The 22,561-nt window shown below is 56.3% G+C and carries 34 protein-coding genes; 2 read left to right on the plus strand and 32 right to left on the minus strand.

Features of this window, described 5'->3' with window-relative positions; genetic code table 11:
- Positions 1–2: 2 nt before the first annotated feature.
- Entirely contained in the window at positions 3–1,160 is a 1,158-nt protein-coding gene (locus tag V3W27_RS18060) for a glutathionylspermidine synthase family protein (protein WP_330207190.1), read from the plus strand.
- Between the two features lie 200 nt (positions 1,161–1,360).
- Here V3W27_RS18060 and V3W27_RS18070 read toward each other — a convergent pair whose 3' ends face one another.
- Together V3W27_RS18070 and V3W27_RS18075 are read right to left on the minus strand one after the other, a co-directional pair.
- A complete protein-coding gene (locus tag V3W27_RS18070; RefSeq protein ID WP_007966163.1) occupies positions 1,361–1,879 on the minus strand; it encodes a single-stranded DNA-binding protein in 519 nt (172 codons plus the stop codon).
- A gap of 9 nt (positions 1,880–1,888) precedes the next feature.
- On the minus strand, positions 1,889–3,286 hold the full coding sequence (locus V3W27_RS18075) for an MFS transporter (RefSeq protein ID WP_103367213.1): 1,398 nt from the start codon (positions 3,284–3,286) through the stop codon (positions 1,889–1,891).
- A 191-nt stretch (positions 3,287–3,477) separates the two neighbouring features.
- Between V3W27_RS18075 and uvrA the strand changes: the two genes are divergently transcribed.
- Positions 3,478–6,312: an excinuclease ABC subunit UvrA gene (gene uvrA / locus V3W27_RS18080; protein ID WP_027614251.1), complete on the plus strand. Its 2,835-nt coding sequence runs from the start codon at positions 3,478–3,480 to the stop codon at positions 6,310–6,312.
- A 64-nt stretch (positions 6,313–6,376) separates the two neighbouring features.
- Here uvrA and bfr read toward each other — a convergent pair whose 3' ends face one another.
- From bfr to rpsJ, 30 genes are all read right to left on the minus strand, one after another.
- Entirely contained in the window at positions 6,377–6,841 is a 465-nt protein-coding gene (gene bfr / locus V3W27_RS18085; RefSeq protein WP_003228714.1) for a bacterioferritin, read from the minus strand.
- Between the two features lie 150 nt (positions 6,842–6,991).
- Positions 6,992–8,446: a catalase gene (locus V3W27_RS18090; protein ID WP_027614253.1), complete on the minus strand. Its 1,455-nt coding sequence runs from the start codon at positions 8,444–8,446 to the stop codon at positions 6,992–6,994.
- 239 nt (positions 8,447–8,685) lie between these two features.
- A complete protein-coding gene (gene rplQ / locus V3W27_RS18095; RefSeq protein WP_003176402.1) occupies positions 8,686–9,072 on the minus strand; it encodes a 50S ribosomal protein L17 in 387 nt (128 codons plus the stop codon).
- 42 nt (positions 9,073–9,114) lie between these two features.
- Positions 9,115–10,116: a DNA-directed RNA polymerase subunit alpha gene (locus V3W27_RS18100; RefSeq protein WP_003186012.1), complete on the minus strand. Its 1,002-nt coding sequence runs from the start codon at positions 10,114–10,116 to the stop codon at positions 9,115–9,117.
- Between the two features lie 22 nt (positions 10,117–10,138).
- Complete coding sequence (gene rpsD / locus V3W27_RS18105; RefSeq protein ID WP_003176404.1) at positions 10,139–10,759, minus strand: 30S ribosomal protein S4; 621 nt, start codon at positions 10,757–10,759, stop codon at positions 10,139–10,141.
- A gap of 18 nt (positions 10,760–10,777) precedes the next feature.
- Positions 10,778–11,167 carry a 30S ribosomal protein S11 gene (gene rpsK, locus V3W27_RS18110; protein ID WP_002555466.1) on the minus strand — a complete coding sequence of 130 codons (390 nt, stop codon included), beginning with the start codon at positions 11,165–11,167 and terminating at the stop codon, positions 10,778–10,780.
- Between the two features lie 30 nt (positions 11,168–11,197).
- Positions 11,198–11,554 carry a 30S ribosomal protein S13 gene (gene rpsM / locus V3W27_RS18115; protein WP_008374135.1) on the minus strand — a complete coding sequence of 119 codons (357 nt, stop codon included), beginning with the start codon at positions 11,552–11,554 and terminating at the stop codon, positions 11,198–11,200.
- Positions 11,555–11,684: 130 nt separating this feature from the next.
- The gene (gene rpmJ, locus V3W27_RS18120; RefSeq protein ID WP_002555468.1) at positions 11,685–11,801 is read right to left on the minus strand and encodes a 50S ribosomal protein L36; all 117 of its coding nucleotides are present in this window, start codon (positions 11,799–11,801) and stop codon (positions 11,685–11,687) included.
- Between the two features lie 27 nt (positions 11,802–11,828).
- Complete coding sequence (gene secY / locus V3W27_RS18125; protein ID WP_003228718.1) at positions 11,829–13,157, minus strand: preprotein translocase subunit SecY; 1,329 nt, start codon at positions 13,155–13,157, stop codon at positions 11,829–11,831.
- Positions 13,158–13,595 carry a 50S ribosomal protein L15 gene (gene rplO, locus V3W27_RS18130; RefSeq protein WP_003228720.1) on the minus strand — a complete coding sequence of 146 codons (438 nt, stop codon included), beginning with the start codon at positions 13,593–13,595 and terminating at the stop codon, positions 13,158–13,160.
- 3 nt (positions 13,596–13,598) lie between these two features.
- Positions 13,599–13,775 (minus strand): 50S ribosomal protein L30, encoded by a 177-nt coding sequence (rpmD, locus tag V3W27_RS18135; protein WP_003176408.1) that lies wholly within the window; start codon positions 13,773–13,775, stop codon positions 13,599–13,601.
- 2 nt (positions 13,776–13,777) lie between these two features.
- Positions 13,778–14,278, minus strand: coding sequence for a 30S ribosomal protein S5 (gene rpsE / locus V3W27_RS18140; protein ID WP_003176409.1), 501 nt, complete (start codon positions 14,276–14,278; stop codon positions 13,778–13,780).
- A gap of 3 nt (positions 14,279–14,281) precedes the next feature.
- The gene (rplR, locus tag V3W27_RS18145) at positions 14,282–14,632 is read right to left on the minus strand and encodes a 50S ribosomal protein L18 (protein WP_003186037.1); all 351 of its coding nucleotides are present in this window, start codon (positions 14,630–14,632) and stop codon (positions 14,282–14,284) included.
- A 10-nt stretch (positions 14,633–14,642) separates the two neighbouring features.
- Complete coding sequence (gene rplF, locus V3W27_RS18150) at positions 14,643–15,176, minus strand: 50S ribosomal protein L6 (protein WP_007966176.1); 534 nt, start codon at positions 15,174–15,176, stop codon at positions 14,643–14,645.
- Positions 15,177–15,188: 12 nt separating this feature from the next.
- Positions 15,189–15,581: a 30S ribosomal protein S8 gene (gene rpsH, locus V3W27_RS18155; protein WP_007966178.1), complete on the minus strand. Its 393-nt coding sequence runs from the start codon at positions 15,579–15,581 to the stop codon at positions 15,189–15,191.
- Between the two features lie 209 nt (positions 15,582–15,790).
- On the minus strand, positions 15,791–16,096 hold the full coding sequence (gene rpsN / locus V3W27_RS18160) for a 30S ribosomal protein S14 (RefSeq protein WP_003228726.1): 306 nt from the start codon (positions 16,094–16,096) through the stop codon (positions 15,791–15,793).
- A gap of 13 nt (positions 16,097–16,109) precedes the next feature.
- Positions 16,110–16,649 carry a 50S ribosomal protein L5 gene (gene rplE, locus V3W27_RS18165; RefSeq protein ID WP_003210069.1) on the minus strand — a complete coding sequence of 180 codons (540 nt, stop codon included), beginning with the start codon at positions 16,647–16,649 and terminating at the stop codon, positions 16,110–16,112.
- 20 nt (positions 16,650–16,669) lie between these two features.
- Positions 16,670–16,984, minus strand: coding sequence for a 50S ribosomal protein L24 (gene rplX / locus V3W27_RS18170; RefSeq protein WP_003186046.1), 315 nt, complete (start codon positions 16,982–16,984; stop codon positions 16,670–16,672).
- 11 nt (positions 16,985–16,995) lie between these two features.
- Complete coding sequence (gene rplN, locus V3W27_RS18175; RefSeq protein ID WP_002555479.1) at positions 16,996–17,364, minus strand: 50S ribosomal protein L14; 369 nt, start codon at positions 17,362–17,364, stop codon at positions 16,996–16,998.
- Positions 17,365–17,387: 23 nt separating this feature from the next.
- Entirely contained in the window at positions 17,388–17,654 is a 267-nt protein-coding gene (gene rpsQ, locus V3W27_RS18180; protein WP_003194644.1) for a 30S ribosomal protein S17, read from the minus strand.
- 2 nt (positions 17,655–17,656) lie between these two features.
- Entirely contained in the window at positions 17,657–17,848 is a 192-nt protein-coding gene (gene rpmC, locus V3W27_RS18185; RefSeq protein ID WP_002555481.1) for a 50S ribosomal protein L29, read from the minus strand.
- A complete protein-coding gene (gene rplP / locus V3W27_RS18190; protein WP_003228729.1) occupies positions 17,848–18,261 on the minus strand; it encodes a 50S ribosomal protein L16 in 414 nt (137 codons plus the stop codon). The genes rpmC and rplP overlap by 1 nt, the downstream gene beginning before the upstream one ends.
- Before the next feature lie 12 nt (positions 18,262–18,273).
- A complete protein-coding gene (gene rpsC, locus V3W27_RS18195; protein WP_003176422.1) occupies positions 18,274–18,960 on the minus strand; it encodes a 30S ribosomal protein S3 in 687 nt (228 codons plus the stop codon).
- Positions 18,961–18,973: 13 nt separating this feature from the next.
- Positions 18,974–19,306, minus strand: a complete 333-nt coding sequence (gene rplV, locus V3W27_RS18200; protein WP_003103908.1) for a 50S ribosomal protein L22 — start codon at positions 19,304–19,306, stop codon at positions 18,974–18,976.
- A gap of 11 nt (positions 19,307–19,317) precedes the next feature.
- Positions 19,318–19,593, minus strand: coding sequence for a 30S ribosomal protein S19 (rpsS, locus tag V3W27_RS18205; RefSeq protein WP_003228731.1), 276 nt, complete (start codon positions 19,591–19,593; stop codon positions 19,318–19,320).
- A 16-nt stretch (positions 19,594–19,609) separates the two neighbouring features.
- Positions 19,610–20,434 (minus strand): 50S ribosomal protein L2, encoded by an 825-nt coding sequence (rplB, locus tag V3W27_RS18210; protein WP_003228734.1) that lies wholly within the window; start codon positions 20,432–20,434, stop codon positions 19,610–19,612.
- Between the two features lie 14 nt (positions 20,435–20,448).
- A complete protein-coding gene (gene rplW / locus V3W27_RS18215; protein ID WP_002555488.1) occupies positions 20,449–20,748 on the minus strand; it encodes a 50S ribosomal protein L23 in 300 nt (99 codons plus the stop codon).
- On the minus strand, positions 20,745–21,347 hold the full coding sequence (gene rplD, locus V3W27_RS18220; RefSeq protein WP_003228735.1) for a 50S ribosomal protein L4: 603 nt from the start codon (positions 21,345–21,347) through the stop codon (positions 20,745–20,747). Before rplD ends, rplW begins: the two co-directional genes overlap by 4 nt.
- Before the next feature lie 12 nt (positions 21,348–21,359).
- Positions 21,360–21,995, minus strand: a complete 636-nt coding sequence (gene rplC / locus V3W27_RS18225; RefSeq protein ID WP_003228738.1) for a 50S ribosomal protein L3 — start codon at positions 21,993–21,995, stop codon at positions 21,360–21,362.
- 80 nt (positions 21,996–22,075) lie between these two features.
- Complete coding sequence (gene rpsJ, locus V3W27_RS18230) at positions 22,076–22,387, minus strand: 30S ribosomal protein S10 (RefSeq protein WP_003186070.1); 312 nt, start codon at positions 22,385–22,387, stop codon at positions 22,076–22,078.
- Positions 22,388–22,561: the final 174 nt, after the last annotated feature.

The following is a 22,561-nucleotide window of genomic DNA, read 5'->3' on the forward strand; positions in this document are numbered from 1 at the left end:
CCATGAAGAAGATCCACTGCGCCGAGCGCCCCGACTGGAAACAGACGGCCGAAAGCCTCGGCTTTCTGTTCCACACCATCGACGACGAGCCGTACTGGGACGAAAGCGCCTACTACCAGTTCACGCTCGCGCAGATTGAAAACGATCTGGAGGATCCGACCACCGAACTGCACGAGATGTGCATGGACCTGGTCGATCGCGTGGTGCACAGCGAGGAGCTGCTGGATCGCCTGAGCATCCCGGCGCCGTACTACGACATGATCCGCACGTCCTGGCTGGAAGGTCATCCGCATCTGTACGGACGTATGGACTTTTCCTACAACGGCAACGGCCCCGCCAAGTTGCTGGAACTCAACTACGACACGCCGACCAGCCTCTATGAGGCGGCGGCGTTTCAGTGGGGCTGGCTGGAGCAGTGCATCGAGCGCGGAATGCTGCCGCGCCACGCCGACCAGTTCAACAGCATCGACACCAAGCTGCATCAGGCGTTTGCCGAGTTGCAGCTCAAGCGGCCCTTCTACTTTGCGTCGATGAAAGACTCGGTCGAAGACAAGGGCACCACCGACTACTTGCGCCTGATCGCGGAAAAGGTCGGCATCGAATCCCGGCACATCGACATCGAAGACATCGGCCTGACCGCCGAGGGTCGCTTCGTCGACCTTGAGGATCGCTGGATCCCGCACCTGTTCAAGCTGCATGCCTGGGAATTTATTTTCCACGAGCCATTCGGTGCAGCAATCGCCGAAAGCGATACGCAGTTCTTCGAACCGGCGTGGAAGTCGATCCTGTCGAACAAAGGCGCGCTGCCTTTGCTGTGGGAGTTGCACAAGGGGCATCCGAATCTGCTCGCGGCGCACCTTGATCCGAATCCGGCCAGTGCAGTGCCCAAGGGTTGGGTGCGCAAACCGTACTTCTCCCGCGAAGGCGCGAATATCGAGCTGCAAACGGCAGAAGGTCTGATCGTCAAAGAAGACGGGCCCTACACCGATGCGCCATTCATCCTGCAGGAATTTGCGCCATTGCCGAAGTTCGACGACAGCTACACGCTGATCGGCTCGTGGGTGATTGGTGATCAGGCGGCGGGGATCGGCGTGCGCGAAGACAACAGTCTGATCACCAAGGATTCAAGCCGGTTTCTGCCGCACCTGATCCTCGACTGAAACACACACCCGCATTTGTGGGAGCGGGCTTGCTCGCGAAAGCGGACTGCCATTCAACAAATGCTTTGACTGACCCGACGCCTTCGCGAGCAAGCCCGCTCCCACAGGAGATCAGTGGTAATCGCGGACCTTGCGCCACAAAAAAGGCCCGTCGTGTTGAACGACGGGCCTTTTTTATTCAGCGTGGATGCAGCAGCGAATCAGAACGGGATATCGTCATCGAAGCTGTCGAAATCCGGAGCTGGTTGCGGTGCAGCCTGCTGTGGAGCCGGGGCTGGACGCTGTTGCGGAGCCGACTGCTGCGGACGCGGAGCCTGTTGACGTGGCGCCTGCTGCTGGTAGTTGTTGCCACCGCCTTGTTGGTCGCCCTGTTGTGGACGGCCGCCGAGCAGTTGCATGGTGCCTTGCATGTCGACCACGATTTCAGTGGTGTAACGCTTGATACCGTCTTTTTCCCACTCGCGGGTCTGCAGCTTGCCTTCGATGTACACCTGCGAACCTTTACGCAGGTACTCGCCGGCGATTTCCGCAACCTTGCCGAACATCGAAACACGGTGCCATTCGGTCTTCTCGACCTTTTGACCGGTTTGCTTGTCGGTCCACTGTTCGCTGGTTGCCAGACTCAGGTTGGTCACGGCGTTACCGTTAGGCAGGTAGCGAACTTCGGGATCCTGGCCGCAAGTGCCGACCAATATGACTTTGTTAACCCCACGGGCCATAACGTTCTCCTAGGCTTCGCAAGCAGCCCCGGCCGGGTTGTTCACCAGGCGTTCGAGGGTGTCGCGATCCACTAATTCTTTGTCCAGTTTGATGTAAACAGCCGCCTCATCAGCGACTATCACTGCATCTGTTACCCCTACGAGGGCCTTGAGGCGCTCGACCAGACCGGCTTCGCGGATCGCCTCGGGCGACAACGGCAAGCGCAGGCTCGTCACGTAGGGTGGTTCGCGCATGGTAACAGCAAAGGCCAGCCAGATGGCAGCCAGACCCGCACATCCAAGGAACACAACCGACAGACCGCCATGCTGAAACAGCCAGCCGCCGAGTATCCCGCCGAGTGCCGAACCGAGGAACTGACTGGTGGAATACACGCCCATCGCCGTGCCCTTCCCGCCTGCCGGTGAAACCTTGCTGATCAGCGACGGCAGCGAAGCTTCCAGCAGATTGAACGCGGTGAAGAACACCACCGTGCCGATCACCAGAGCCCGCAAGCTGTCACCGAACTGCCAGAAGAATAGCTCAGTGAGCATCAGCGTCAGGACGGCGCCGAGCAAAATTCGTTTCATTTTGCGTTTCTTCTCGCCGTAGATGATGAACGGGATCATGGCGAAGAAAGAAATCAACAGCGCGGTCAGGTAAACCCACCAGTGCTGCTCCTTGGGCAAACCGGCCTTTTCCACCAGCGCCAGCGGCAGCGCGACGAAGCTCGACATCAGCATCGCGTGCAACACAAAAATGCCCAAGTCCAGGCGCAGCAGATCGGGATGTTTGAGCGTCGGCATCAAGGCCTGACGCGCCACTCCGGATTCACGATGGCTCAGCGGCCCGGTGGATTTCGGCACCATGAACATCACGATGACGATGCCGAACAGGGCCATGCCGCCAGTGGCGAGGAACAGTCCGGACAGGCCGAACGCGCGGGTCAGCAACGGCCCGACCACCATGGCCACGGCGAACGACAGACCGATGGTCATACCGATCATGGCCATGGCTTTGGTACGGTGTTGTTCACGGGTCAGGTCGGAAAGCAGTGCCATGACCGCAGCGGAAATCGCCCCGGCGCCCTGCAGGATGCGTCCGGCAATCACGCCCCAGATCGAATCGGCCTGAGCCGCCAGCACACTGCCAAGGGCGAAGACCACCAGCCCGAGGAAAATCACCGGCCGCCGGCCGATACGGTCGGAAATGATCCCGAACGGAATCTGGAAAATCGCCTGGGTCAGGCCGTAAGCGCCAATCGCCAGCCCGATCAGGGCCGGGGTCGCTCCCGCCAGGTCCATGCCGTAGGTCGCCAGTACCGGCAACACCATGAACATGCCAAGCATACGGAAGGCGAACACCAGGGCCAGACCGCTCGCTGCGCGGGTCTCGCCGCTACTCATGCGTTCGCTGTGGGGATCGTGCATGGAAAAACCTCGTGTGAACCGGCGGCGATTCTACCAGTCCCATCGAAAGACGGGGTATATCGCGACGCTATGACGCGTATAGATGAAACTCTCTTCATGCAAGGTAAAAAACCCTTCGTTTGATAGTGTGCATCCATCCAGTATTTGCCCGTATACTCCTACGTTTTCGACGCCCGCCGAGCGAGGCCACTTTGGACAAGATCCTGATACGTGGGGCCCGTACCCACAACCTGAAGAACATCGACCTGACCCTGCCACGGGACAAACTGATCGTCATCACCGGCCTGTCCGGATCCGGCAAGTCGTCCCTGGCCTTCGACACGCTGTACGCCGAAGGTCAGCGCCGCTATGTCGAATCCCTGTCGGCCTACGCCCGACAGTTCCTGTCGATGATGGAAAAACCCGACGTCGACACCATTGAAGGTTTGTCGCCGGCGATCTCCATCGAACAGAAGTCGACCTCGCACAACCCGCGTTCCACGGTCGGCACCATCACCGAAATCTACGACTACCTGCGTCTGCTGTATGCACGCGTCGGTACGCCGCGCTGCCCGGATCACGATATTCCGCTGGAAGCTCAGACCGTCAGCCAGATGGTCGACCTGGTGCTGGCGCAACCGGAGGGCAGCAAACTGATGCTGCTGGCGCCGGTGATCCGCGAGCGCAAAGGCGAGCACTTGTCAGTGTTCGAAGAGCTGCGCGCCCAAGGCTTCGTCCGTGCGCGGGTCAACGGTCGCATCTGCGAACTCGATGAACTGCCGAAACTGGATAAACAGAAGAAGCACTCGATCGATGTGATCGTCGACCGTTTCAAGGTCCGCGCCGACCTGCAGCAGCGTCTGGCCGAATCGTTCGAAACCGCACTGAAGCTGGCGGACGGCATTGCCTTGGTCGCGCCGATGGACGATGAGCCAGGTGAAGAGATGATCTTCTCCGCGCGCTTTGCCTGCCCGATCTGCGGCCATGCCATCAGCGAGCTTGAGCCGAAGCTGTTCTCCTTCAACAACCCGGCCGGCGCCTGCCCGACCTGCGATGGCCTGGGCGTGAAGCAGTTCTTCGACATCAAGCGCCTGGTCAATGGTGAACTGACTCTTGCCGAGGGCGCGATTCGCGGATGGGACAGGCGTAACGTCTATTATTTCCAGATGCTCGGCTCACTGGCCTCGCACTACAAGTTCAGTCTTGAGAAGCCGTTCAACGAGCTGACCGCCGAACAGCAGAAACAGATCCTGCACGGCAGCGGCTCGCAGAATGTCGACTTCAAGTACCTCAATGACCGCGGCGACATCGTCAAACGTTCGCACCCGTTCGAAGGTATCGTGCCGAACCTTGAGCGTCGCTACCGCGAAACCGAATCGGCCAGCGTGCGCGAAGAGCTGGCCAAGTTTCTCAGCACCCAGGCTTGCCCGGATTGCCGCGGCACTCGTCTGCGCCGTGAAGCGCGGCACGTGTGGGTTGGCGAGAAAACCCTGCCGGCAGTGACCAACCTGCCGATTGGCGATGCCTGCGAATACTTCGGCGAGTTGAAGATGACCGGGCGGCGTGGCGAGATCGCCGACAAGATCCTCAAGGAGATCCGCGAGCGCCTGCAATTTCTGGTCAATGTCGGCCTCGACTATCTGTCGCTGGATCGCAGCGCCGACACCCTGTCCGGCGGCGAGGCGCAACGCATTCGTCTGGCCAGCCAGATCGGCGCAGGTCTGGTCGGGGTGCTGTACATCCTCGACGAGCCGTCCATTGGCCTGCATCAGCGCGATAACGACCGGTTGCTCGGCACCCTCAAGCACCTGCGCGACATCGGCAACACGGTGATCGTGGTCGAACACGACGAAGACGCGATTCGTCTGGCCGACTATGTGGTGGATATCGGGCCGGGCGCCGGGGTGCACGGCGGGCAGATCGTGGCTGAAGGTACGCCGGCCGAAGTCATGGCGCACCCGGATTCCCTGACCGGTAAATACCTGTCGGGGCGGGTGAAGATCGAAGTGCCGGCCAAACGCACGCCGCGTAACAAGAAGCTGACGCTGTCGCTCAAGGGCGCGCGCGGCAACAACCTGCGCAACGTCGATCTGGAAATCCCGATCGGTCTGCTGACCTGCGTGACCGGGGTTTCCGGCTCGGGCAAATCGACGTTGATCAACAACACGCTGTTCCCGTTGAGCGCTACTGCACTCAATGGTGCGACCACGCTGGAAGCGGCCGCGCACGACAGCATCAAAGGCCTGGAACATCTCGACAAAGTCGTCGATATCGACCAGAGCCCGATCGGCCGTACGCCACGCTCCAATCCGGCGACCTACACCGGGCTTTTCACACCGATCCGTGAACTGTTCGCCGGTGTACCCGAGTCACGCTCCCGAGGTTACGGCCCGGGGCGTTTCTCGTTCAACGTCAAGGGCGGTCGCTGCGAGGCGTGCCAGGGCGACGGTCTGATCAAAGTGGAAATGCACTTCCTGCCGGACATTTACGTGCCGTGCGATGTGTGCAAGAGCAAGCGCTACAACCGCGAAACCCTTGAGATCAAATACAAGGGCAAGAGCATCCACGAAACCCTCGAGATGACCATCGAGGAGGCGCGGGAGTTCTTCGACGCGGTACCGGCGCTTGCACGCAAGCTACAGACGTTGATGGATGTGGGCCTGTCGTACATCAAGCTCGGGCAGTCGGCAACCACGCTGTCCGGTGGTGAAGCGCAGCGGGTCAAGCTGTCACGCGAGCTGTCCAAGCGCGACACCGGCAAAACTCTGTATATCCTCGATGAGCCGACCACCGGTCTGCACTTCGCGGATATCCAGCAACTGCTCGACGTGCTGCATCGCCTGCGCGACCACGGCAATACCGTAGTGGTGATCGAGCACAACCTGGACGTGATCAAGACCGCCGACTGGCTGGTGGATCTGGGGCCGGAGGGCGGCTCCAAGGGTGGTCAGATCATCGCCACCGGTACGCCGGAGGAAGTGGCCGAGATGAAGCAGTCTCACACCGGTCATTACCTCAAGCCATTGCTGATTCGCGATCGGGCCTGATCTCCGGGCATGAAAAAGCCCCTGTCACTTCAACCGTGACAGGGGCTTTTTTGTGTCTGTGCAATCAGGTGTGAGATTGCAGGTAATTCTCGAGACCGATGAGCTTGATCAGGCCCAACTGCTTTTCCAGCCAGTAGGTGTGATCTTCTTCAGTGTCGTTGAGCTGAACACGCAGGATTTCGCGACTGACATAATCCTTGTGCTGCTCGCACAACTCAATGCCTTTGCACAGAGCGGCGCGGACTTTGTACTCGAGACGCAGATCGGCTTCGAGCATCTCCGGGACGGTGGTGCCGACGTCGAGATCGTCCGGGCGCATGCGCGGTGTGCCTTCGAGCATCAGGATCCGGCGCATCAGTGCGTCGGCGTGACCGGCCTCTTCTTCCATCTCGTGGTTGATTCGTTCGTAGAGCTTGGTGAAACCCCAGTCCTCATACATCCGCGAGTGAACAAAATATTGGTCACGCGCGGCCAGTTCGCCGGTCAGCAACGTGTTGAGGTAATCGATTACGTCTGGGTGGCCTTGCATCGCCCTACATCTCCCTGCTTGAAAGTCTGTAGTTTGAACCAAGCTGACCGGAAGGTCACCCCGTTTCGCGCAATAAAAGCGAAGATATTCTGAGAAAACCAGCCTAAATAACGCAAAAACCGCCCCAATGAGGGCGGTTCTGCTTCTCGTTTAGACTTCGTTAAGCTGTACGTCGAGCAGCTTTGCGATTGCTTCTCCATACGCCGGATCGGCCTTATAGAAATGCTGCAACTGACGATCAACCACATCAGGTGAAACACCGCTCATGGCGCCGGCGATATTGCTGACCAGCAAGGCTTTCTGCTCGTCGCTCATCAGACGGAACAGCGCACCGGCGTGGCTGTAGTAATCGGTGTCTTCGCGATGATCGTAACGGTCAGCAGCACCACTCAATGCCAGTGCAGGCTCGGCGTAGTGCGGAGCTTGCTTCGGTGATTCAATGTAGCTGTTCGGTTCGTAGTTAGGTGCTGCACCACCATTGCTGCCGAAGGCCATCGAGCCGTCGCGCTGGTACGTATTCACCGGGCTGCGCGGCGCATTCACCGGTAATTGTTGGTGGTTTGTGCCCACGCGATAGCGATGTGCATCGGCGTAGGCGAACACGCGGCCTTGCAGCATGCGATCCGGCGACAGACCGACACCTGGCACCATGTTGCTCGGACCGAATGCGGCTTGCTCGACCTCGGCAAAGTAGTTCAGCGGGTTGCGGTTCAGCTCCAGTTCGCCGACTTCGATCAGCGGAAACTCCTTTTGCGACCAGGTCTTGGTCACGTCGAACGGGTTCTCATAGTGCGCTGCAGCCTGAGCCTCGGTCATGATCTGAATGCATACGCGCCATTTCGGGAAATCGCCACGCTCGATGGCTTCGAACAGATCACGCTGAGCGTAATCCGGATCGGTACCCGCCAGGCGCGCAGCATCGGCTGGTGCCAGGTTCTTGATGCCCTGCTTGGTTTTGTAGTGCCACTTCACCCAGTGACGCTCACCTTTGGCATTGATCAGGCTGTAGGTGTGGCTGCCGAAGCCGTGCATATGGCGATAGCCGTCGGGAATGCCACGATCCGAGAACAGAATGGTCACTTGATGCAGTGCTTCCGGCGAATGCGACCAGAAGTCCCACATCATCTGGGCGCTTTTCAGGTTGCTCTGCGGCAGACGTTTCTGCGTGTGGATAAAGTCGGGAAACTTCAGTGGATCACGAATGAAGAAAACAGGGGTGTTGTTGCCAACGATGTCCCAGTTGCCCTCTTCGGTGTAGAACTTGAGGGCGAACCCACGTGGATCACGTTCAGTGTCAGCCGAGCCACGTTCGCCGCCTACAGTAGAGAAGCGCAAGAACGTTGGCGTTTGCTTGCCCACGGCCTCAAACAGTTTGGCGCTGGTGTATTCGGTGATATCACGGGTCACGGTGAACGTACCGTAAGCACCCGAGCCCTTGGCGTGCACGCGGCGCTCAGGAATGTTTTCACGGTTGAAATGGGCAAGCTTCTCGATCAGATGAAAATCGTCGAGCAGCAGCGGGCCACGGGGGCCGGCGGAGCGAGAATTCTGGTTATCGGCGACAGGTGCACCACTGGCGGTCGTAAGCGTTTTGATCTGGCTCATACGGTCTTCTTCCTCTGTCAGTCTTGAAACTGCCGGCTAATCGGCTTGCTGGGAAGTATTGATCATCGATGAGACACCTACAAATTCATTAACTTGCAGTCATCGATAGATAATTACTAATTATCTTTCCCTGCACATAGTGGCAACACAACAATGTCAGAAGCTTGTACGAACAGCGCATTTCTTGCGGGCACAAAAAACCGGGCACTAGGCCCGGTTTTTCGTTTCAGACTGACGTCTTACTCGGCGGATACAGCTTCGCCAGCAGTAGCACGATCAACCAACTCGACGTACGCCATAGGCGCGTTGTCGCCAGCGCGGAAGCCGCACTTGAGGATGCGCAGGTAGCCACCCTCACGGGTAGCGTAACGCTTGCCCAGGTCGTTGAAGAGCTTACCAACGATAGCTTTCGAACGAGTACGGTCGAAAGCCAGACGGCGGTTAGCCAGGCTGTCTGTCTTGGCCAGAGTGATCAGCGGCTCGGCAACGCGGCGCAGTTCTTTGGCTTTTGGCAGAGTAGTCTTGATCAGCTCGTGCTCGAACAACGACACCGCCATGTTCTGGAACATGGCCTTGCGGTGCGAGCTGGTGCGGCTCAGGTGACGCCCACTTTTACGATGACGCATGGTTCATTCCTTACCAAACACTACGTTCGGTGATTACGACGATCAGGCAGTCGCCTTGTCGTCCTTCTTAAGACTTGCAGGCGGCCAGTTGTCGAGGCGCATGCCGAGGGACAGACCGCGGGAGGCCAGAACGTCCTTGATTTCAGTCAAGGATTTCTTGCCCAGGTTCGGAGTCTTCAACAGCTCTACTTCGGTACGCTGAATCAGGTCGCCGATGTAGTAGATGTTTTCCGCCTTAAGGCAGTTAGCCGAACGTACAGTCAGTTCCAGATCGTCAACCGGGCGAAGCAGGATCGGATCGATCTCGTCTTCCTGCTCGACAACCACTGGCTCACTGTCACCTTTGAGGTCGACGAACGCAGCCAACTGCTGTTGCAGGATGGTTGCAGCGCGGCGGATAGCCTCTTCAGGATCCAGGGTACCGTTGGTTTCCAGATCAATAACCAGCTTGTCCAGGTTGGTACGCTGCTCGACACGGGCGTTTTCCACCACGTATGCGATACGGCGAACCGGGCTGAACGAAGAGTCGAGCTGCAAGCGACCAATGCTGCGGCTTTCGTCTTCATCGCTCTGACGCGAGTCGGCTGGTTCATAACCACGACCACGAGCTACGGTGAGCTTCATGTTCAGGGCGCCGTTAGACGCCAGGTTAGCGATTACGTGATCGGGGTTAACGATCTCGACATCATGATCCAGCTGAATATCGGCAGCGGTAACCACCCCCGAACCCTTCTTCGACAAGGTCAGCGTAACTTCGTCACGACCGTGCAGCTTGATGGCCAGACCTTTAAGGTTCAACAGGATTTCAATTACGTCTTCCTGTACACCTTCGATGGCGCTGTACTCGTGGAGCACACCGTCAATCTCGGCCTCGACTACTGCGCAGCCGGGCATTGAGGACAACAGGATGCGGCGCAGCGCGTTGCCCAGGGTGTGGCCAAAACCACGCTCGAGAGGCTCGAGAGTGATCTTGGCGCGGGTTGGACTGACAACCTGCACATCAATGTGGCGGGGTGTCAGGAACTCATTTACCGAAATCTGCATGGATGCACCTATTTTCTAGCCCTTACTTGGAGTAGAGCTCGACAATCAGGCTTTCGTTGATGTCGGCGGACAGATCACTGCGAGCAGGAACGTTCTTGAAAACGCCCGACTTCTTCTCAGTGTCTACTTCTACCCATTCTACGCGGCCACGTTGGGCACACAGATCGAGAGCTTGGACAATGCGAAGTTGGTTTTTTGCTTTCTCGCGAACTGCGACCACGTCACCAGCACGAACCTGATACGACGGAACGTTTACGGTCTGACCGTTAACGCTGATCGACTTGTGCGATACCAGCTGACGGGATTCGGCACGAGTCGAACCAAAGCCCATACGGTATACAACGTTGTCCAGACGGCATTCGAGCAGTTGCAGCAGGTTTTCACCGGTTGCACCTTTCTTGCCAGCAGCTTCTTTGTAGTAGCCGCTGAACTGACGCTCGAGAACGCCGTAGATACGACGGACCTTCTGCTTTTCACGCAGTTGGGTGCCGTAGTCGGACTGGCGACCGCGGCGTTGGCCGTGGATACCAGGTGCTGCTTCAATGTTGCACTTCGATTCGATCGCGCGCACGCCGCTCTTCAGGAAGAGATCGGTGCCTTCGCGACGAGCGAGTTTGCATTTTGGACCAATGTAACGAGCCATTCTTTACAATCTCCTGGATTACACGCGGCGCTTCTTCGGCGGACGGCACCCGTTGTGCGGGATTGGCGTCACGTCGGTGATGCTGGCGATCTTGTAGCCACAGCCGTTCAAAGCGCGGACTGCGGATTCACGACCTGGACCTGGACCCTTGACGTTAACGTCGAGGTTTTTCAGGCCGTATTCCAGCGCAGCTTGACCAGCACGCTCAGCAGCTACTTGAGCAGCGAACGGGGTGGACTTGCGGGAACCGCGGAAACCCGAACCACCGGAGGTAGCCCAGGAAAGAGCGTTACCTTGACGGTCGGTAATGGTCACGATGGTGTTGTTAAAAGAAGCATGGATGTGGGCGATGCCATCAACCACTGTCTTTTTAACTTTTTTACGAGGACGAGCAGCAGGTTTTGCCATGATTAAATTCCTGTCGATTCGCTGGGGCGATTACTTGCGGATCGGCTTACGCGGACCTTTACGGGTACGCGCGTTGGTCTTGGTACGCTGACCGCGTACTGGAAGACCGCGACGATGACGCAGACCGCGATAGCAACCGAGGTCCATCAAGCGCTTGATTTTCATGTTGATTTCGCGACGCAGGTCACCTTCAGTGGTGAACTTCGCCACTTCGCCACGCAGCTGTTCAATTTGCTCGTCGCTCAGATCTTTGATCTTTGCTGCTGGGTTTACCCCAGTGTCTGCACAGATTTTCTGCGCAGTAGTGCGACCGACACCATAGATGTAGGTCAGCGAGATAACAGTATGCTTGTTATCTGGAATGTTAACGCCTGCAATACGGGCCATTCAGTGGGACTCCAATTGACAGCTACCTACGCCCCGGAAGCCAAGAAATAGGGCGCGAGATAATATCGCTGTAATAACAAATAATCAACCCGGCAGCGCACTAGCTGCCGGGCTTGAAGCACAATCACACTCAGCCTTGGCGCTGTTTGTGACGCGGTTCCGCGCTGCAAATTACTCGAACAACACCTTCGCGGCGAATAATCTTGCAGTTACGGCACAGCTTTTTCACCGATGCACGAACTTTCATCACCAACTCCTCGAACCTTATGGGTACTCAGCGCAACATGCCGCTGCCGTAACCCTTCAGGTTGGCTTTCTTCATCAGGGATTCGTACTGGTGCGAAACGAGGTGCGATTGTACTTGGGACATGAAGTCCATCACAACCACGACCACGATCAGCAACGAGGTCCCGCCAAGGTAGAACGGAACGTTTGCTGCAACCACCAGGAATTGGGGCAACAGGCACACGGCCGTCATGTAAAGAGCACCGAACATGGTCAAGCGAGTCAGAACGCCATCAATATAGCGTGCAGACTGCTCACCTGGACGGATGCCCGGAATAAAGGCACCGGACTTCTTCAGGTTTTCCGCTACGTCTTTCGGATTGAACATCAACGCCGTATAGAAGAAGCAGAAGAAAATAATCCCTGCACTAAACAGCAGAATATTCAACGGCTGACCAGGAGCGATCGACTGCGAGATGTCCTGCAACCAGCCCATACCTTCAGACTGACCAAACCAGGCACCCAACGAAGCCGGGAACAGCAAAATGCTGCTCGCGAAAATAGCCGGAATAACACCGGCCATGTTCACCTTCAGCGGCAAGTGGCTTGTCTGCGCAGCAAAAACCTTGCGGCCCTGCTGACGCTTGGCGTAGTGAACAGCGATACGACGCTGGCCACGCTCAATGAACACCACGAAACCGATAATCGCTACTGCCAGCAAACCGATGGCAACCAAGGCAAAGATATTGATATCACCCTGACGCGCAGACTCGAAAGACTGCCCGATTGCTCTCGGAAGACCGGCGACGATACCCGAAAAAATCAACATCGAGATACCGTTGCCTACACCACGCTCAGTAATCTGCTCACCCAGCCACATCATGAACATCGCACCAGCCACAAAAGTGGATACCGCGACGAAATGGAAGCCAAAGTCACCAGTGAACGCAACGCCCTGCCCCGCCAGACCAATGGACATGCCAATAGCCTGAACGAGAGCGAGGACGACGGTGCCGTAGCGGGTGTACTGGCTGATCTTGCGACGGCCAGCTTCACCTTCCTTCTTCAACTGCTCCAGCTGCGGGCTGACGGCGGTCATCAGTTGCATGATGATCGATGCCGAAATGTACGGCATGATCCCCAGTGCAAAGATGCTCATCCGTTCCAGCGCGCCGCCGGAGAACATGTTGAACAAGCTAAGAATGGTCCCCTCATTCTGTCGAAACAGGTCTGCGAGTCGGTCCGGGTTGATACCTGGAACCGGGATGTGTGCGCCTATTCGGTAGACGATAATCGCCAGGAACAGAAAACGCAGACGAGCCCAGAGTTCAGACATACCGCCTTTGCCGAGCGCAGAGAGAGCACCTTGCTTAGCCATTTATTCCTCGAACTTGCCGCCAGCTGCTTCGATAGCCGCACGCGCACCTTTGGTGGCGCCGATTCCCTTGCCGATAGTGACAGCGCGAGTCACTTCACCGGACAGCATGATTTTCACACGCTGTACGTTGACGTTGATCACGTTGGCATCTTTCAGGGACTGCACGGTGACGATGTCGCCTTCCACTTTGGCCAGCTCGGACAGACGCACTTCTGCGCGGTCCATGGCTTTCAGGGAAACGAAACCGAACTTCGGCAGGCGACGATGCAGCGGCTGTTGACCGCCTTCAAAGCCTGGAGCAATAGTGCCACCGGAGCGGGAGGTTTGACCTTTGTGGCCACGGCCACCAGTCTTACCCAAACCGCTACCGATACCACGGCCCGGACGATGCTTTTCGCGACGGGAACCCGGCGCTGGACTCAGATCATTGAGTTTCATCGATTAACCCTCGACACGCAGCATGTAGTAAGCCTTGTTGATCATCCCGCGATTCTCGGGAGTATCCTGGACTTCTACAGTGTGACCGATGCGACGCAGACCCAGACCCTTAACGCACAGTTTGTGGTTAGGGATGCGGCCGGTCATGCTTTTGATCAGCGTAACTTTAACGGTAGCCATGATCAGAAGATCTCCTTGACAGTCAGGCCACGCTTGGCAGCGATGGACTCAGGAGATTGCATGGCTTTCAGACCTTTGAAAGTGGCGTGAACCACGTTTACCGGGTTAGTCGAGCCGTAGCACTTGGCCAGAACGTTCTGAACGCCAGCAACTTCGAGGACAGCACGCATAGCGCCGCCAGCGATGATACCGGTACCTTCAGAAGCAGGCTGCATGTACACCTTCGAAGCGCCGTGAGCGGACTTCATTGCGTACTGCAGGGTAGTGCCGTTCAGGTCAACTTGAATCATGTTGCGGCGAGCAGCTTCCATTGCCTTCTGGATCGCAGCAGGCACTTCACGCGACTTGCCACGGCCGAAGCCAACACGCCCTTTACCATCACCAACCACGGTCAACGCGGTGAAAGTGAAGATACGGCCGCCTTTAACGGTTTTGGCTACGCGGTTAACTTGAACCAGCTTCTCAATGTAGCCTTCGTCGCGCTTTTGGTCGTTATTTGACATAACTTAGAACTCCAGCCCAGCTTCACGAGCAGCATCAGCCAGCGCTTTAACGCGGCCATGGTACTTGAAGCCAGAGCGGTCGAAAGCCACTTGCGAGACGCCAGCGGCCTTAGCACGCGTAGCGACCAGCTGGCCAACCTTTGTGGCCGCGTCGATGTTGCCAGTGGCGCCATCACGCAGTTCTTTATCCAAAGTCGAGGCGCTTGCCAGGACTTTGTTGCCGTCGGCCGAGATGACCTGGGCGTAGATGTGCTGCGACGAGCGGAACACGCAGAGACGCACGACTTCGAGTTCGTGCATTTTCAGGCGTGCTTTGCGAGCGCGACGCAGTCGAGTAACTTTTTTGTCGGTCATTTGCTATGCCCTACTTCTTCTTGGCTTCTTTACGACGGACGACTTCGTCCGCGTAGCGCACACCTTTGCCTTTGTACGGCTCTGGTGGACGGAAGTCGCGGATCTCAGCGGCCACTTGACCTACCAGCTGTTTATCGATGCCCTTGATCAGGATATCGGTCTGGCTAGGAGTCTCAGCGGTGATGCCTTGCGGCAGTTCGTAATCCACTGGGTGCGAGAAGCCAAGAGCCAGGTTCAGCACCTGACCTTTTGCTTGCGCTTTGTAACCAACACCGACCAGCTGGAGCTTGCGCTCGAAGCCTTGGCTTACGCCTTGGACCATGTTGTTTACCAACGCACGCGTGGTACCGGCCATTGCGCGAGTCTGTTGATCGCCATTGCGAGCAGCGAAACGCAGCTCACCAGCTTCTTCAACGATCTCAACGGACGAATGGATGTTCAGTTCAAGAGTACCCTTGGCACCCTTCACCGAAAGCTGTTGGCCTGCGAATTTTACTTCGACACCGGCTGGCAGCTTAACGGGGTTCTTAGCGACGCGAGACATGCTTATCCCCCCTTAGAACACAGTGCAAAGAACTTCGCCGCCGACACCGGCAGCGCGCGCAGCACGATCCGTCATCACACCTTTGTTGGTGGAGACGATAGACACGCCAAGACCGCCACGAACTTTCGGCAGATCTTCAACGGACTTGTACTGACGCAGGCCTGGACGACTAACGCGCTTCACTTCCTCGATGACCGGACGGCCTTCGAAGTATTTCAGCGAGATGGACAACGACGGCTTAGCGTCGGTGGTGATCTGAAAATCCGCGATGTAACCTTCGTCCTTCAGGACTTTTGCTACAGCCACCTTCAACGTGGAAGACGGCATGCTTACGACAGACTTTTCAGCCATCTGGGCATTACGGATTCGAGTTAGCATGTCCGCTAACGGGTCCTGCATACTCATGGGCTAGACGCTCCTAATACAGAAAAATTAGCCTTGCGGCTACTACATGTCGCCGAGAAACTCCGGGCATGAAAAACACGGGCTCAGGCGAGCCGGTCATTCTAGACACACCCCAGAAATGAATCAAGCCCCAAAAGGGGCTTGATTCAGATTCAAGGCCACCGATGGTCAGGTTCTTGCGAACCCGACCATCAAGGCTTTGACAGCGATTACCAGCTGGCTTTAACCAGACCTGGAACGTCACCACGCATTGCCGCTTCACGCAGTTTGTTACGGCCCAGGCCGAACTTGCGGTAAACGCCGTGCGGACGACCAGTCAGGCGGCAACGGTTACGCATGCGCGAAGCGCTTGCGTCACGTGGTTGCTTCTGCAGAGCTACGGTAGCTTCCCAACGCGCTTCTGGACTTGCGTTCAGATCAACGATGATAGCTTTCAGCGCTGCACGCTTGGTGGCGTACTTGGCAACAGTGAGCTGACGCTTCAGCTCACGGTTTTTCATGCTCTTCTTGGCCATTTTCCTACTCCAATCAGTTGCGGAACGGGAATTTGAAAGCACGCAGCAGAGCGCGGCCTTCATCATCGTTCTTGGCAGTGGTGGTCAGGGTAATGTCCAGACCGCGGAGAGCATCGATCTTGTCGTAGTCGATTTCCGGGAAAATGATCTGCTCTTTCACGCCCATGCTGTAGTTGCCACGACCATCGAAGGACTTGGCATTCAGGCCGCGGAAGTCGCGAACCCGAGGCAGGGAGATCGACAGCAGACGATCCAGGAACTCGTACATACGCTCACGGCGCAGAGTCACTTTGACGCCGATCGGCCATCCTTCACGGACTTTAAAGCCAGCAATGGATTTACGAGCGTAGGTCACAACGACTTTTTGGCCGGTGATCTTTTCCAGGTCAGCAACAGCGTGCTCGATGACTTTTTTGTCGCCGATCGCTTCGCCCAGACCCATGTTCAGGGTGATTTTGGTAACGCGCGGAACTTCCATCACGTTCGAAAGCTTAAGTTCTTCCTTAAGTTTCGGAGCGATTTCCTTCCGGTAAATCTCTTTTAGTCGTGCCATGGTCTTCTACCTAGCAGTGTTCAAGCATCAACCGCTTTTTGGGTCGACTTGAAGACACGAATTTTCTTACCGTCTTCTACTTTGAAACCAACGCGGTCAGCCTTGTTGGTTTCGCCGTTGAAGATGGCGACGTTGGAAGCGTGCAGTGGCGCTTCTTTCTCGACGATACCGCCCTGTACGCCCGACATCGGGTTAGGCTTGGTATGACGCTTGACCAGGTTCAGACCACCAACAACCAGACGGTTGTCAGCAAGAACCTTCAGCACCTTACCGCGCTTACCTTTGTCTTTGCCGGCGATCACGATGATCTCGTCGTCACGACGAATCTTTTGCATGTCGGATCTCCTTACAGCACTTCTGGGGCGAGCGAGACGATCTTCATGAACTTCTCAGTACGAAGTTCACGGGTCACTGGCCCAAAGATACGGGTGCCGATCGGCTCTTGCTTGTTGTTCAGAAGAACAGCAGCGTTGCCATCAAAGCGGATAATGGAGCCATCAGCACGACGTACGCCGTGACGAGTGCGGACTACAACAGCAGTCATCACTTGGCCTTTTTTCACTTTACCGCGAGGAATTGCTTCCTTGACGGTAACTTTGATGATGTCACCGATACCAGCGTAACGACGATGGGAGCCACCCAGCACCTTGATGCACATAACGCGGCGAGCGCCGCTGTTATCGGCCACATCGAGCATGGATTGAGTCTGAATCATATAATTTCTCCGACCCCTAGCCCTTAGACTTCCACAGCGCGTTCGAGAACATCAACCAGCGCCCAAGACTTGGTCTTGGCCATCGGACGAGTTTCACGAATAGTGACTTTGTCGCCGATGTGGCACTGATTGGTTTCGTCGTGCGCGTGCAGCTTAGTCGAACGCTTAACGTATTTACCGTAGATCGGGTGCTTAACGCGACGCTCGATCAGAACGGTGATGGTTTTGTCCATCTTGTCGCTGACAACACGGCCAGTCAGCGTACGGACAGTTTTTTCGGCTTCAGCCATGATCACTTACCTGCCTGCTGGTTGAGCACAGTCTTCACGCGAGCGATGTCACGCTTAACTTGCGAGAGCAGATGAGACTGCCCCAACTGGCCAGTTGCTTTCTGCATACGCAGATTGAACTGGTCGCGCAGCAAGCCGAGCAGTTGCTCGTTCAGCTGCTGTGCGGATTTTTCACGAAGTTCATTCGCTTTCATCACATCACCGTCCGTTTAACAAAGGAGGTGGCGAGCGGCAGCTTTGCAGCAGCCAGGGCGAAAGCCTCACGCGCCAGCTCTTCAGAAACACCCTCGATTTCATACAGGACTTTGCCTGGCTGAATCTGGGCAACCCAGTACTCCACGTTACCCTTACCTTTACCCATACGAACCTCGAGAGGTTTCTTGGAGATCGGCTTGTCCGGGAATACACGGATCCAGATCTTGCCACCACGTTTTACGTGACGGGTCAGAGCACGACGCGCTGACTCGATCTGACGAGCGGTGAGACGACCACGAGCAACAGACTTCAGCGCGAACTCGCCGAAGCTGACTTTGCTACCGCGCAGTGCCAGACCACGGTTGTGGCCGGTCATCTGCTTGCGGAACTTCGTACGCTTTGGTTGCAACATTTGGCGTACCCCTTACTTAGCAGCTTTTTTACGAGGCGCTGGTGCTTGTGGTTTCAGCTCTTCTTGGCGACCACCAATTACTTCGCCTTTGAAGATCCAAACCTTTACACCGATCACACCGTAGGTGGTGTGAGCTTCGTAGTTGGCATAGTCGATGTCGGCACGCAGGGTGTGCAGTGGCACACGACCTTCGCGATACCATTCAGTACGTGCGATTTCAGCACCGCCGAGACGACCGCTCACTTGGATTTTGATGCCTTTGGCACCAATGCGCATGGCGTTCTGTACTGCGCGCTTCATAGCGCGACGGAACATTACACGACGCTCCAGCTGCTGAGCTACGCTCTGCGCAACCAGCATACCGTCGAGCTCCGGCTTGCGGATCTCTTCGATATTGATGTGCACAGGCACACCCATTTGCTTGGTCAGGTCCTGACGCAGTTTCTCAACATCTTCACCTTTCTTCCCGATAACGATACCTGGACGAGCGGTGTGGATGGTGATGCGTGCAGTTTGGGCCGGACGATGGATATCGATACGGCTTACGGACGCGCTTTTTAGTTTGTCTTGGAGATACTCACGCACTTTCAGATCTGCGAACAAGTAGTCCGCATAAGTCCGACCGTCTGCGTACCAGACGGAGGTGTGCTCCTTGACGATTCCCAGGCGAATGCCAATGGGATGTACTTTCTGACCCATCTCTTCGACTCCGTTACTTGTCAGCAACCTTGACAGTGATATGGCAAGACCGCTTGACGATGCGATCAGCACGGCCTTTGGCACGTGGCATGATGCGCTTCAGCGAACGCCCTTCGTTGACGAAAACGGTGCTGACCTTCAGGTCATCAACGTCTGCGCCTTCGTTATGCTCGGCGTTGGCTACGGCCGACTCCAGCACTTTCTTCATGATCTCGGCGGCTTTCTTACTGCTGAAAGCCAACAGGTTGAGCGCTTCGCCCACCTTCTTCCCGCGGATCTGGTCGGCGACCAAGCGGGCTTTCTGGGCGGAGATTCGAGCGCCCGACAACTTAGCGGCTACTTCCATTTCCTTACCCCTTAACGCTTGGCTTTCTTGTCAGCCACGTGCCCACGATAAGTGCGGGTACCGGCGAACTCGCCCAGTTTATGGCCAACCATGTCTTCGTTCACGAGAACTGGGACGTGCTGACGGCCGTTGTGTACTGCGATGGTCAGACCGACCATTTGTGGCAGGATCATCGAACGACGCGACCAAGTCTTAATTGGTTTGCGATCGTTCTTTTCCGCCGCCACTTCGATCTTCTTCAGTAGGTGAAGATCAATAAAAGGACCTTTTTTCAGAGAACGTGGCACTGTCGTATCCCTCTATTTACTTGCGACGACGGACGATCATTTTGTCGGTACGCTTATTACCACGAGTCTTCGCGCCCTTAGTCGGGAAGCCCCATGGCGATACCGGATGACGACCACCAGAGGTACGACCTTCACCACCACCATGTGGGTGGTCAACCGGGTTCATGGCAACACCACGAACGGTTGGGCGAACGCCACGCCAGCGTTTGGCACCAGCTTTACCCAGCGAACGCAGGCTATGCTCGGAGTTCGAGACTTCGCCCAGGGTCGCACGACATTCAGCCAGGACTTTACGCATTTCACCGGAACGCAGACGCAGGGTAACGTACACGCCTTCACGAGCGATCAGCTGAGCCGAAGCACCAGCGGAACGAGCGATCTGTGCGCCTTTACCTGGCTTCAGTTCGATGCCGTGTACGGTAGAACCGACTGGAATGTTGCGCAGTTGCAGAGCGTTGCCTGGCTTGATTGGAGCCAGAGCGCCTGCGATCAGCTGGTCGCCAGCACTCACGCCTTTAGGGGCGATGATGTAGCGACGCTCGCCGTCTGCGTAGCAGAGCAGTGCAATGTGAGCAGTACGGTTTGGATCGTATTCGATACGCTCGACAGTGGCGACGATGCCATCTTTGTCGTTGCGACGGAAATCGACCATACGGTAATGCTGCTTATGACCACCACCGATGTGACGAGTGGTAATACGGCCATTGTTGTTACGACCACCAGTCTTCGATTTTTTCTCGAGCAGCGGTGCGTGAGGAGCGCCTTTATGCAGCTCCTGGTTGACCACCTTGACCACAAAACGGCGGCCAGGGGAAGTCGGTTTGCATTTAACGATTGCCATGATGCACCCCTTCCTTACTCAGCACTGCTGCTGAAATCGAGATCTTGGCCTGGCTGAAGGGAGATAACTGCCTTCTTCCAGTCATTACGCTTGCCCAGACCGCGAGCAGTGCGCTTGCTCTTACCCAGAACGTTCAGGGTAGTGACGCGCTCTACTTTCACGCTGAACAGGCTTTCGACGGCCTTCTTGATTTCCAGCTTGGTTGCATCAGTAGCAACCTTGAAAACGAACTGGCCTTTCTTGTCTGCCAGAACCGTAGCCTTCTCGGAAACGTGCGGGCCAAGCAGAACTTTAAATACGCGTTCCTGGTTCATCCCAGCAGCTCCTCGAATTTCTTCACGGCCGACACGGTGATCAACACCTTGTCGTATGCGATCAGACTAACTGGATCGGAACCTTGCACGTCACGTACATCTACGTGTGGCAGGTTACGAGCAGCCAGGTACAGGTTCTGATCAACAGCGTCCGACACGATGAGAACATCGGTCAGGCTCATGTTGTTCAGCTTGCCCAGCAGATCTTTGGTTTTCGGAGTTTCAACAGCGAAATCCTGAACCACGACCAGACGATCAGTACGCACCAGCTCAGCAAGGATGGAACGCATTGCTGCGCGATACATCTTCTTGTTCAGCTTCTGGGAGTGATCCTGTGGACGAGCTGCGAAAGTGGTACCGCCGCCACGCCAGATTGGGCTACGGATAGTACCGGCACGAGCACGGCCAGTACCTTTCTGACGCCATGGGCGCTTACCGCCACCACGAACGTCGGAACGGGTCTTTTGCTGCTTGCTACCTTGACGGCCGCCGGCCATGTAGGCCACGACTGCTTGGTGAACCAGCGTCTCGTTGAACTCGCCGCCAAATGTCAGTTCGGAAACTTCGATCGCTTGAGCGTCATTTACATTTAATTGCATGTCAGCTTCCCCTTAACCGCGAGCCTTGGCTGCTGGACGTACAACCAGGTTGCCGCCAGTAGCGCCAGGAACAGCGCCCTTGACCAACAACAGATTGCGTTCAGCGTCCACGCGCACTACTTCCAGGGACTGCACGGTCACGCGCTCAGCGCCCATATGACCGGACATTTTTTTGCCCTTGAATACACGACCAGGAGTCTGGCACTGGCCGATAGAGCCTGGGACGCGGTGGGATACGGAGTTACCGTGGGTGTTATCTTGCCCGCGGAAATTCCAACGCTTGATCGTACCCTGGAAGCCTTTACCCTTGGACTGACCGGTTACATCAACCAGTTGACCAGCGGCGAAGATTTCAGCGTTGATCAGATCGCCAGCCTGGTACTCGCCTTCTTCAAGACGGAATTCCATGGTGGTGCGACCAGCGGCAACGTTCGCTTTAGCGAAGTGACCAGCTTGAGCTGCTGTTACACGCGAAGCACGACGCTCGCCGACAGTGACTTGCACTGCACGATAGCCATCGGTCTCTTCAGTTTTGAACTGGGTGACGCGATTCGGCTCGATCTCAATGACCGTGACCGGAATGGAGACACCTTCTTCGGTGAAAATACGGGTCATACCGCATTTACGACCGACTACACCAATAGTCATGTTGTAAACCTCATGAGTGTACGGGGCTTTCACCCGCTATGGCCGCCCATTTCAGAGCGTTACACGACCAAGACCGAGTCTTAGCCGAGGCTGATCTGCACTTCCACACCGGCCGCAAGATCAAGCTTCATAAGAGCATCAACGGTTTTATCCGTTGGCTGGACGATGTCCAGAACGCGCTTATGAGTGCGGATTTCGTACTGGTCACGCGCGTCTTTGTTGACGTGCGGGGAAACCAGAACGGTGAACCGCTCTTTACGGGTAGGCAGTGGAATTGGACCACGCACTTGAGCACCAGTACGTTTCGCGGTTTCCACGATTTCCTGGGTTGATTGGTCGATCAGGCGATGGTCGAAAGCCTTCAACCTGATACGGATTTGCTGATTTTGCATTGGATTTCAGACTCCGGCTGCTATTCCCACCGGGCGCAATACGCCCGTTAAAAGGAGGCGCAATTCTATAGACGCCCCAGATAGGTGTCAACCCAATAAAAAAGCCCCCGCTGAGCGGGGGCTTTTTCACTTCATCAAGCAGACTCTATAAAAGAGAATTACTCGATGATTTTG

Source organism: Pseudomonas sp. AM14(2022), assembly GCF_036346455.1.
Classification (GTDB): domain Bacteria; phylum Pseudomonadota; class Gammaproteobacteria; order Pseudomonadales; family Pseudomonadaceae; genus Aquipseudomonas; species Aquipseudomonas putida_A.

Excerpts from the sequence above, each read along its gene's own strand:
- V3W27_RS18060 (WP_330207190.1), top strand. The coding sequence starts at position 3 with ATGAAGAAGATCCACTGCGCCGAGCGCCCCGACTGGAAACAGACGGCC.
- V3W27_RS18070 (WP_007966163.1), bottom strand. The coding sequence starts at position 1,879 with ATGGCCCGTGGGGTTAACAAAGTCATATTGGTCGGCACTTGCGGCCAG.
- V3W27_RS18075 (WP_103367213.1), bottom strand. The coding sequence starts at position 3,286 with ATGCACGATCCCCACAGCGAACGCATGAGTAGCGGCGAGACCCGCGCA.
- bfr (WP_003228714.1), bottom strand. The coding sequence starts at position 6,841 with ATGCAAGGCCACCCAGACGTAATCGATTACCTCAACACGTTGCTGACC.
- V3W27_RS18090 (WP_027614253.1), bottom strand. The coding sequence starts at position 8,446 with ATGAGCCAGATCAAAACGCTTACGACCGCCAGTGGTGCACCTGTCGCC.
- rplQ (WP_003176402.1), bottom strand. The coding sequence starts at position 9,072 with ATGCGTCATCGTAAAAGTGGGCGTCACCTGAGCCGCACCAGCTCGCAC.
- V3W27_RS18100 (WP_003186012.1), bottom strand. The coding sequence starts at position 10,116 with ATGCAGATTTCGGTAAATGAGTTCCTGACACCCCGCCACATTGATGTG.
- rpsD (WP_003176404.1), bottom strand. The coding sequence starts at position 10,759 with ATGGCTCGTTACATTGGTCCAAAATGCAAACTCGCTCGTCGCGAAGGC.
- rpsK (WP_002555466.1), bottom strand. The coding sequence starts at position 11,167 with ATGGCAAAACCTGCTGCTCGTCCTCGTAAAAAAGTTAAAAAGACAGTG.
- rpsM (WP_008374135.1), bottom strand. The coding sequence starts at position 11,554 with ATGGCCCGTATTGCAGGCGTTAACATTCCAGATAACAAGCATACTGTT.
- rpmJ (WP_002555468.1), bottom strand. The coding sequence starts at position 11,801 with ATGAAAGTTCGTGCATCGGTGAAAAAGCTGTGCCGTAACTGCAAGATT.
- secY (WP_003228718.1), bottom strand. The coding sequence starts at position 13,157 with ATGGCTAAGCAAGGTGCTCTCTCTGCGCTCGGCAAAGGCGGTATGTCT.
- rplO (WP_003228720.1), bottom strand. The coding sequence starts at position 13,595 with ATGAAACTCAATGATCTGAGTCCAGCGCCGGGTTCCCGTCGCGAAAAG.
- rpmD (WP_003176408.1), bottom strand. The coding sequence starts at position 13,775 with ATGGCTACCGTTAAAGTTACGCTGATCAAAAGCATGACCGGCCGCATC.
- rpsE (WP_003176409.1), bottom strand. The coding sequence starts at position 14,278 with ATGTCAAATAACGACCAAAAGCGCGACGAAGGCTACATTGAGAAGCTG.
- rplR (WP_003186037.1), bottom strand. The coding sequence starts at position 14,632 with ATGACCGACAAAAAAGTTACTCGACTGCGTCGCGCTCGCAAAGCACGC.
- rplF (WP_007966176.1), bottom strand. The coding sequence starts at position 15,176 with ATGTCTCGCGTCGCTAAGAACCCCGTTAAGCTGCCAGCCGGTGTCGAA.
- rpsH (WP_007966178.1), bottom strand. The coding sequence starts at position 15,581 with ATGAGTATGCAGGACCCGTTAGCGGACATGCTAACTCGAATCCGTAAT.
- rpsN (WP_003228726.1), bottom strand. The coding sequence starts at position 16,096 with ATGGCCAAGAAGAGCATGAAAAACCGTGAGCTGAAGCGTCAGCTCACT.
- rplE (WP_003210069.1), bottom strand. The coding sequence starts at position 16,649 with ATGGCACGACTAAAAGAGATTTACCGGAAGGAAATCGCTCCGAAACTT.
- rplX (WP_003186046.1), bottom strand. The coding sequence starts at position 16,984 with ATGCAAAAGATTCGTCGTGACGACGAGATCATCGTGATCGCCGGCAAA.
- rplN (WP_002555479.1), bottom strand. The coding sequence starts at position 17,364 with ATGATTCAGACTCAATCCATGCTCGATGTGGCCGATAACAGCGGCGCT.
- rpsQ (WP_003194644.1), bottom strand. The coding sequence starts at position 17,654 with ATGGCTGAAGCCGAAAAAACTGTCCGTACGCTGACTGGCCGTGTTGTC.
- rpmC (WP_002555481.1), bottom strand. The coding sequence starts at position 17,848 with ATGAAAGCGAATGAACTTCGTGAAAAATCCGCACAGCAGCTGAACGAG.
- rplP (WP_003228729.1), bottom strand. The coding sequence starts at position 18,261 with ATGTTGCAACCAAAGCGTACGAAGTTCCGCAAGCAGATGACCGGCCAC.
- rpsC (WP_003176422.1), bottom strand. The coding sequence starts at position 18,960 with ATGGGTCAGAAAGTACATCCCATTGGCATTCGCCTGGGAATCGTCAAG.
- rplV (WP_003103908.1), bottom strand. The coding sequence starts at position 19,306 with ATGGAAGTAGCCGCTAAGTTGTCGGGCGCTCGAATCTCCGCCCAGAAA.
- rplB (WP_003228734.1), bottom strand. The coding sequence starts at position 20,434 with ATGGCAATCGTTAAATGCAAACCGACTTCCCCTGGCCGCCGTTTTGTG.
- rplW (WP_002555488.1), bottom strand. The coding sequence starts at position 20,748 with ATGAACCAGGAACGCGTATTTAAAGTTCTGCTTGGCCCGCACGTTTCC.
- rplD (WP_003228735.1), bottom strand. The coding sequence starts at position 21,347 with ATGCAATTAAATGTAAATGACGCTCAAGCGATCGAAGTTTCCGAACTG.
- rplC (WP_003228738.1), bottom strand. The coding sequence starts at position 21,995 with ATGACTATTGGTGTAGTCGGTCGTAAATGCGGTATGACCCGTATTTTC.
- rpsJ (WP_003186070.1), bottom strand. The coding sequence starts at position 22,387 with ATGCAAAATCAGCAAATCCGTATCAGGTTGAAGGCTTTCGACCATCGC.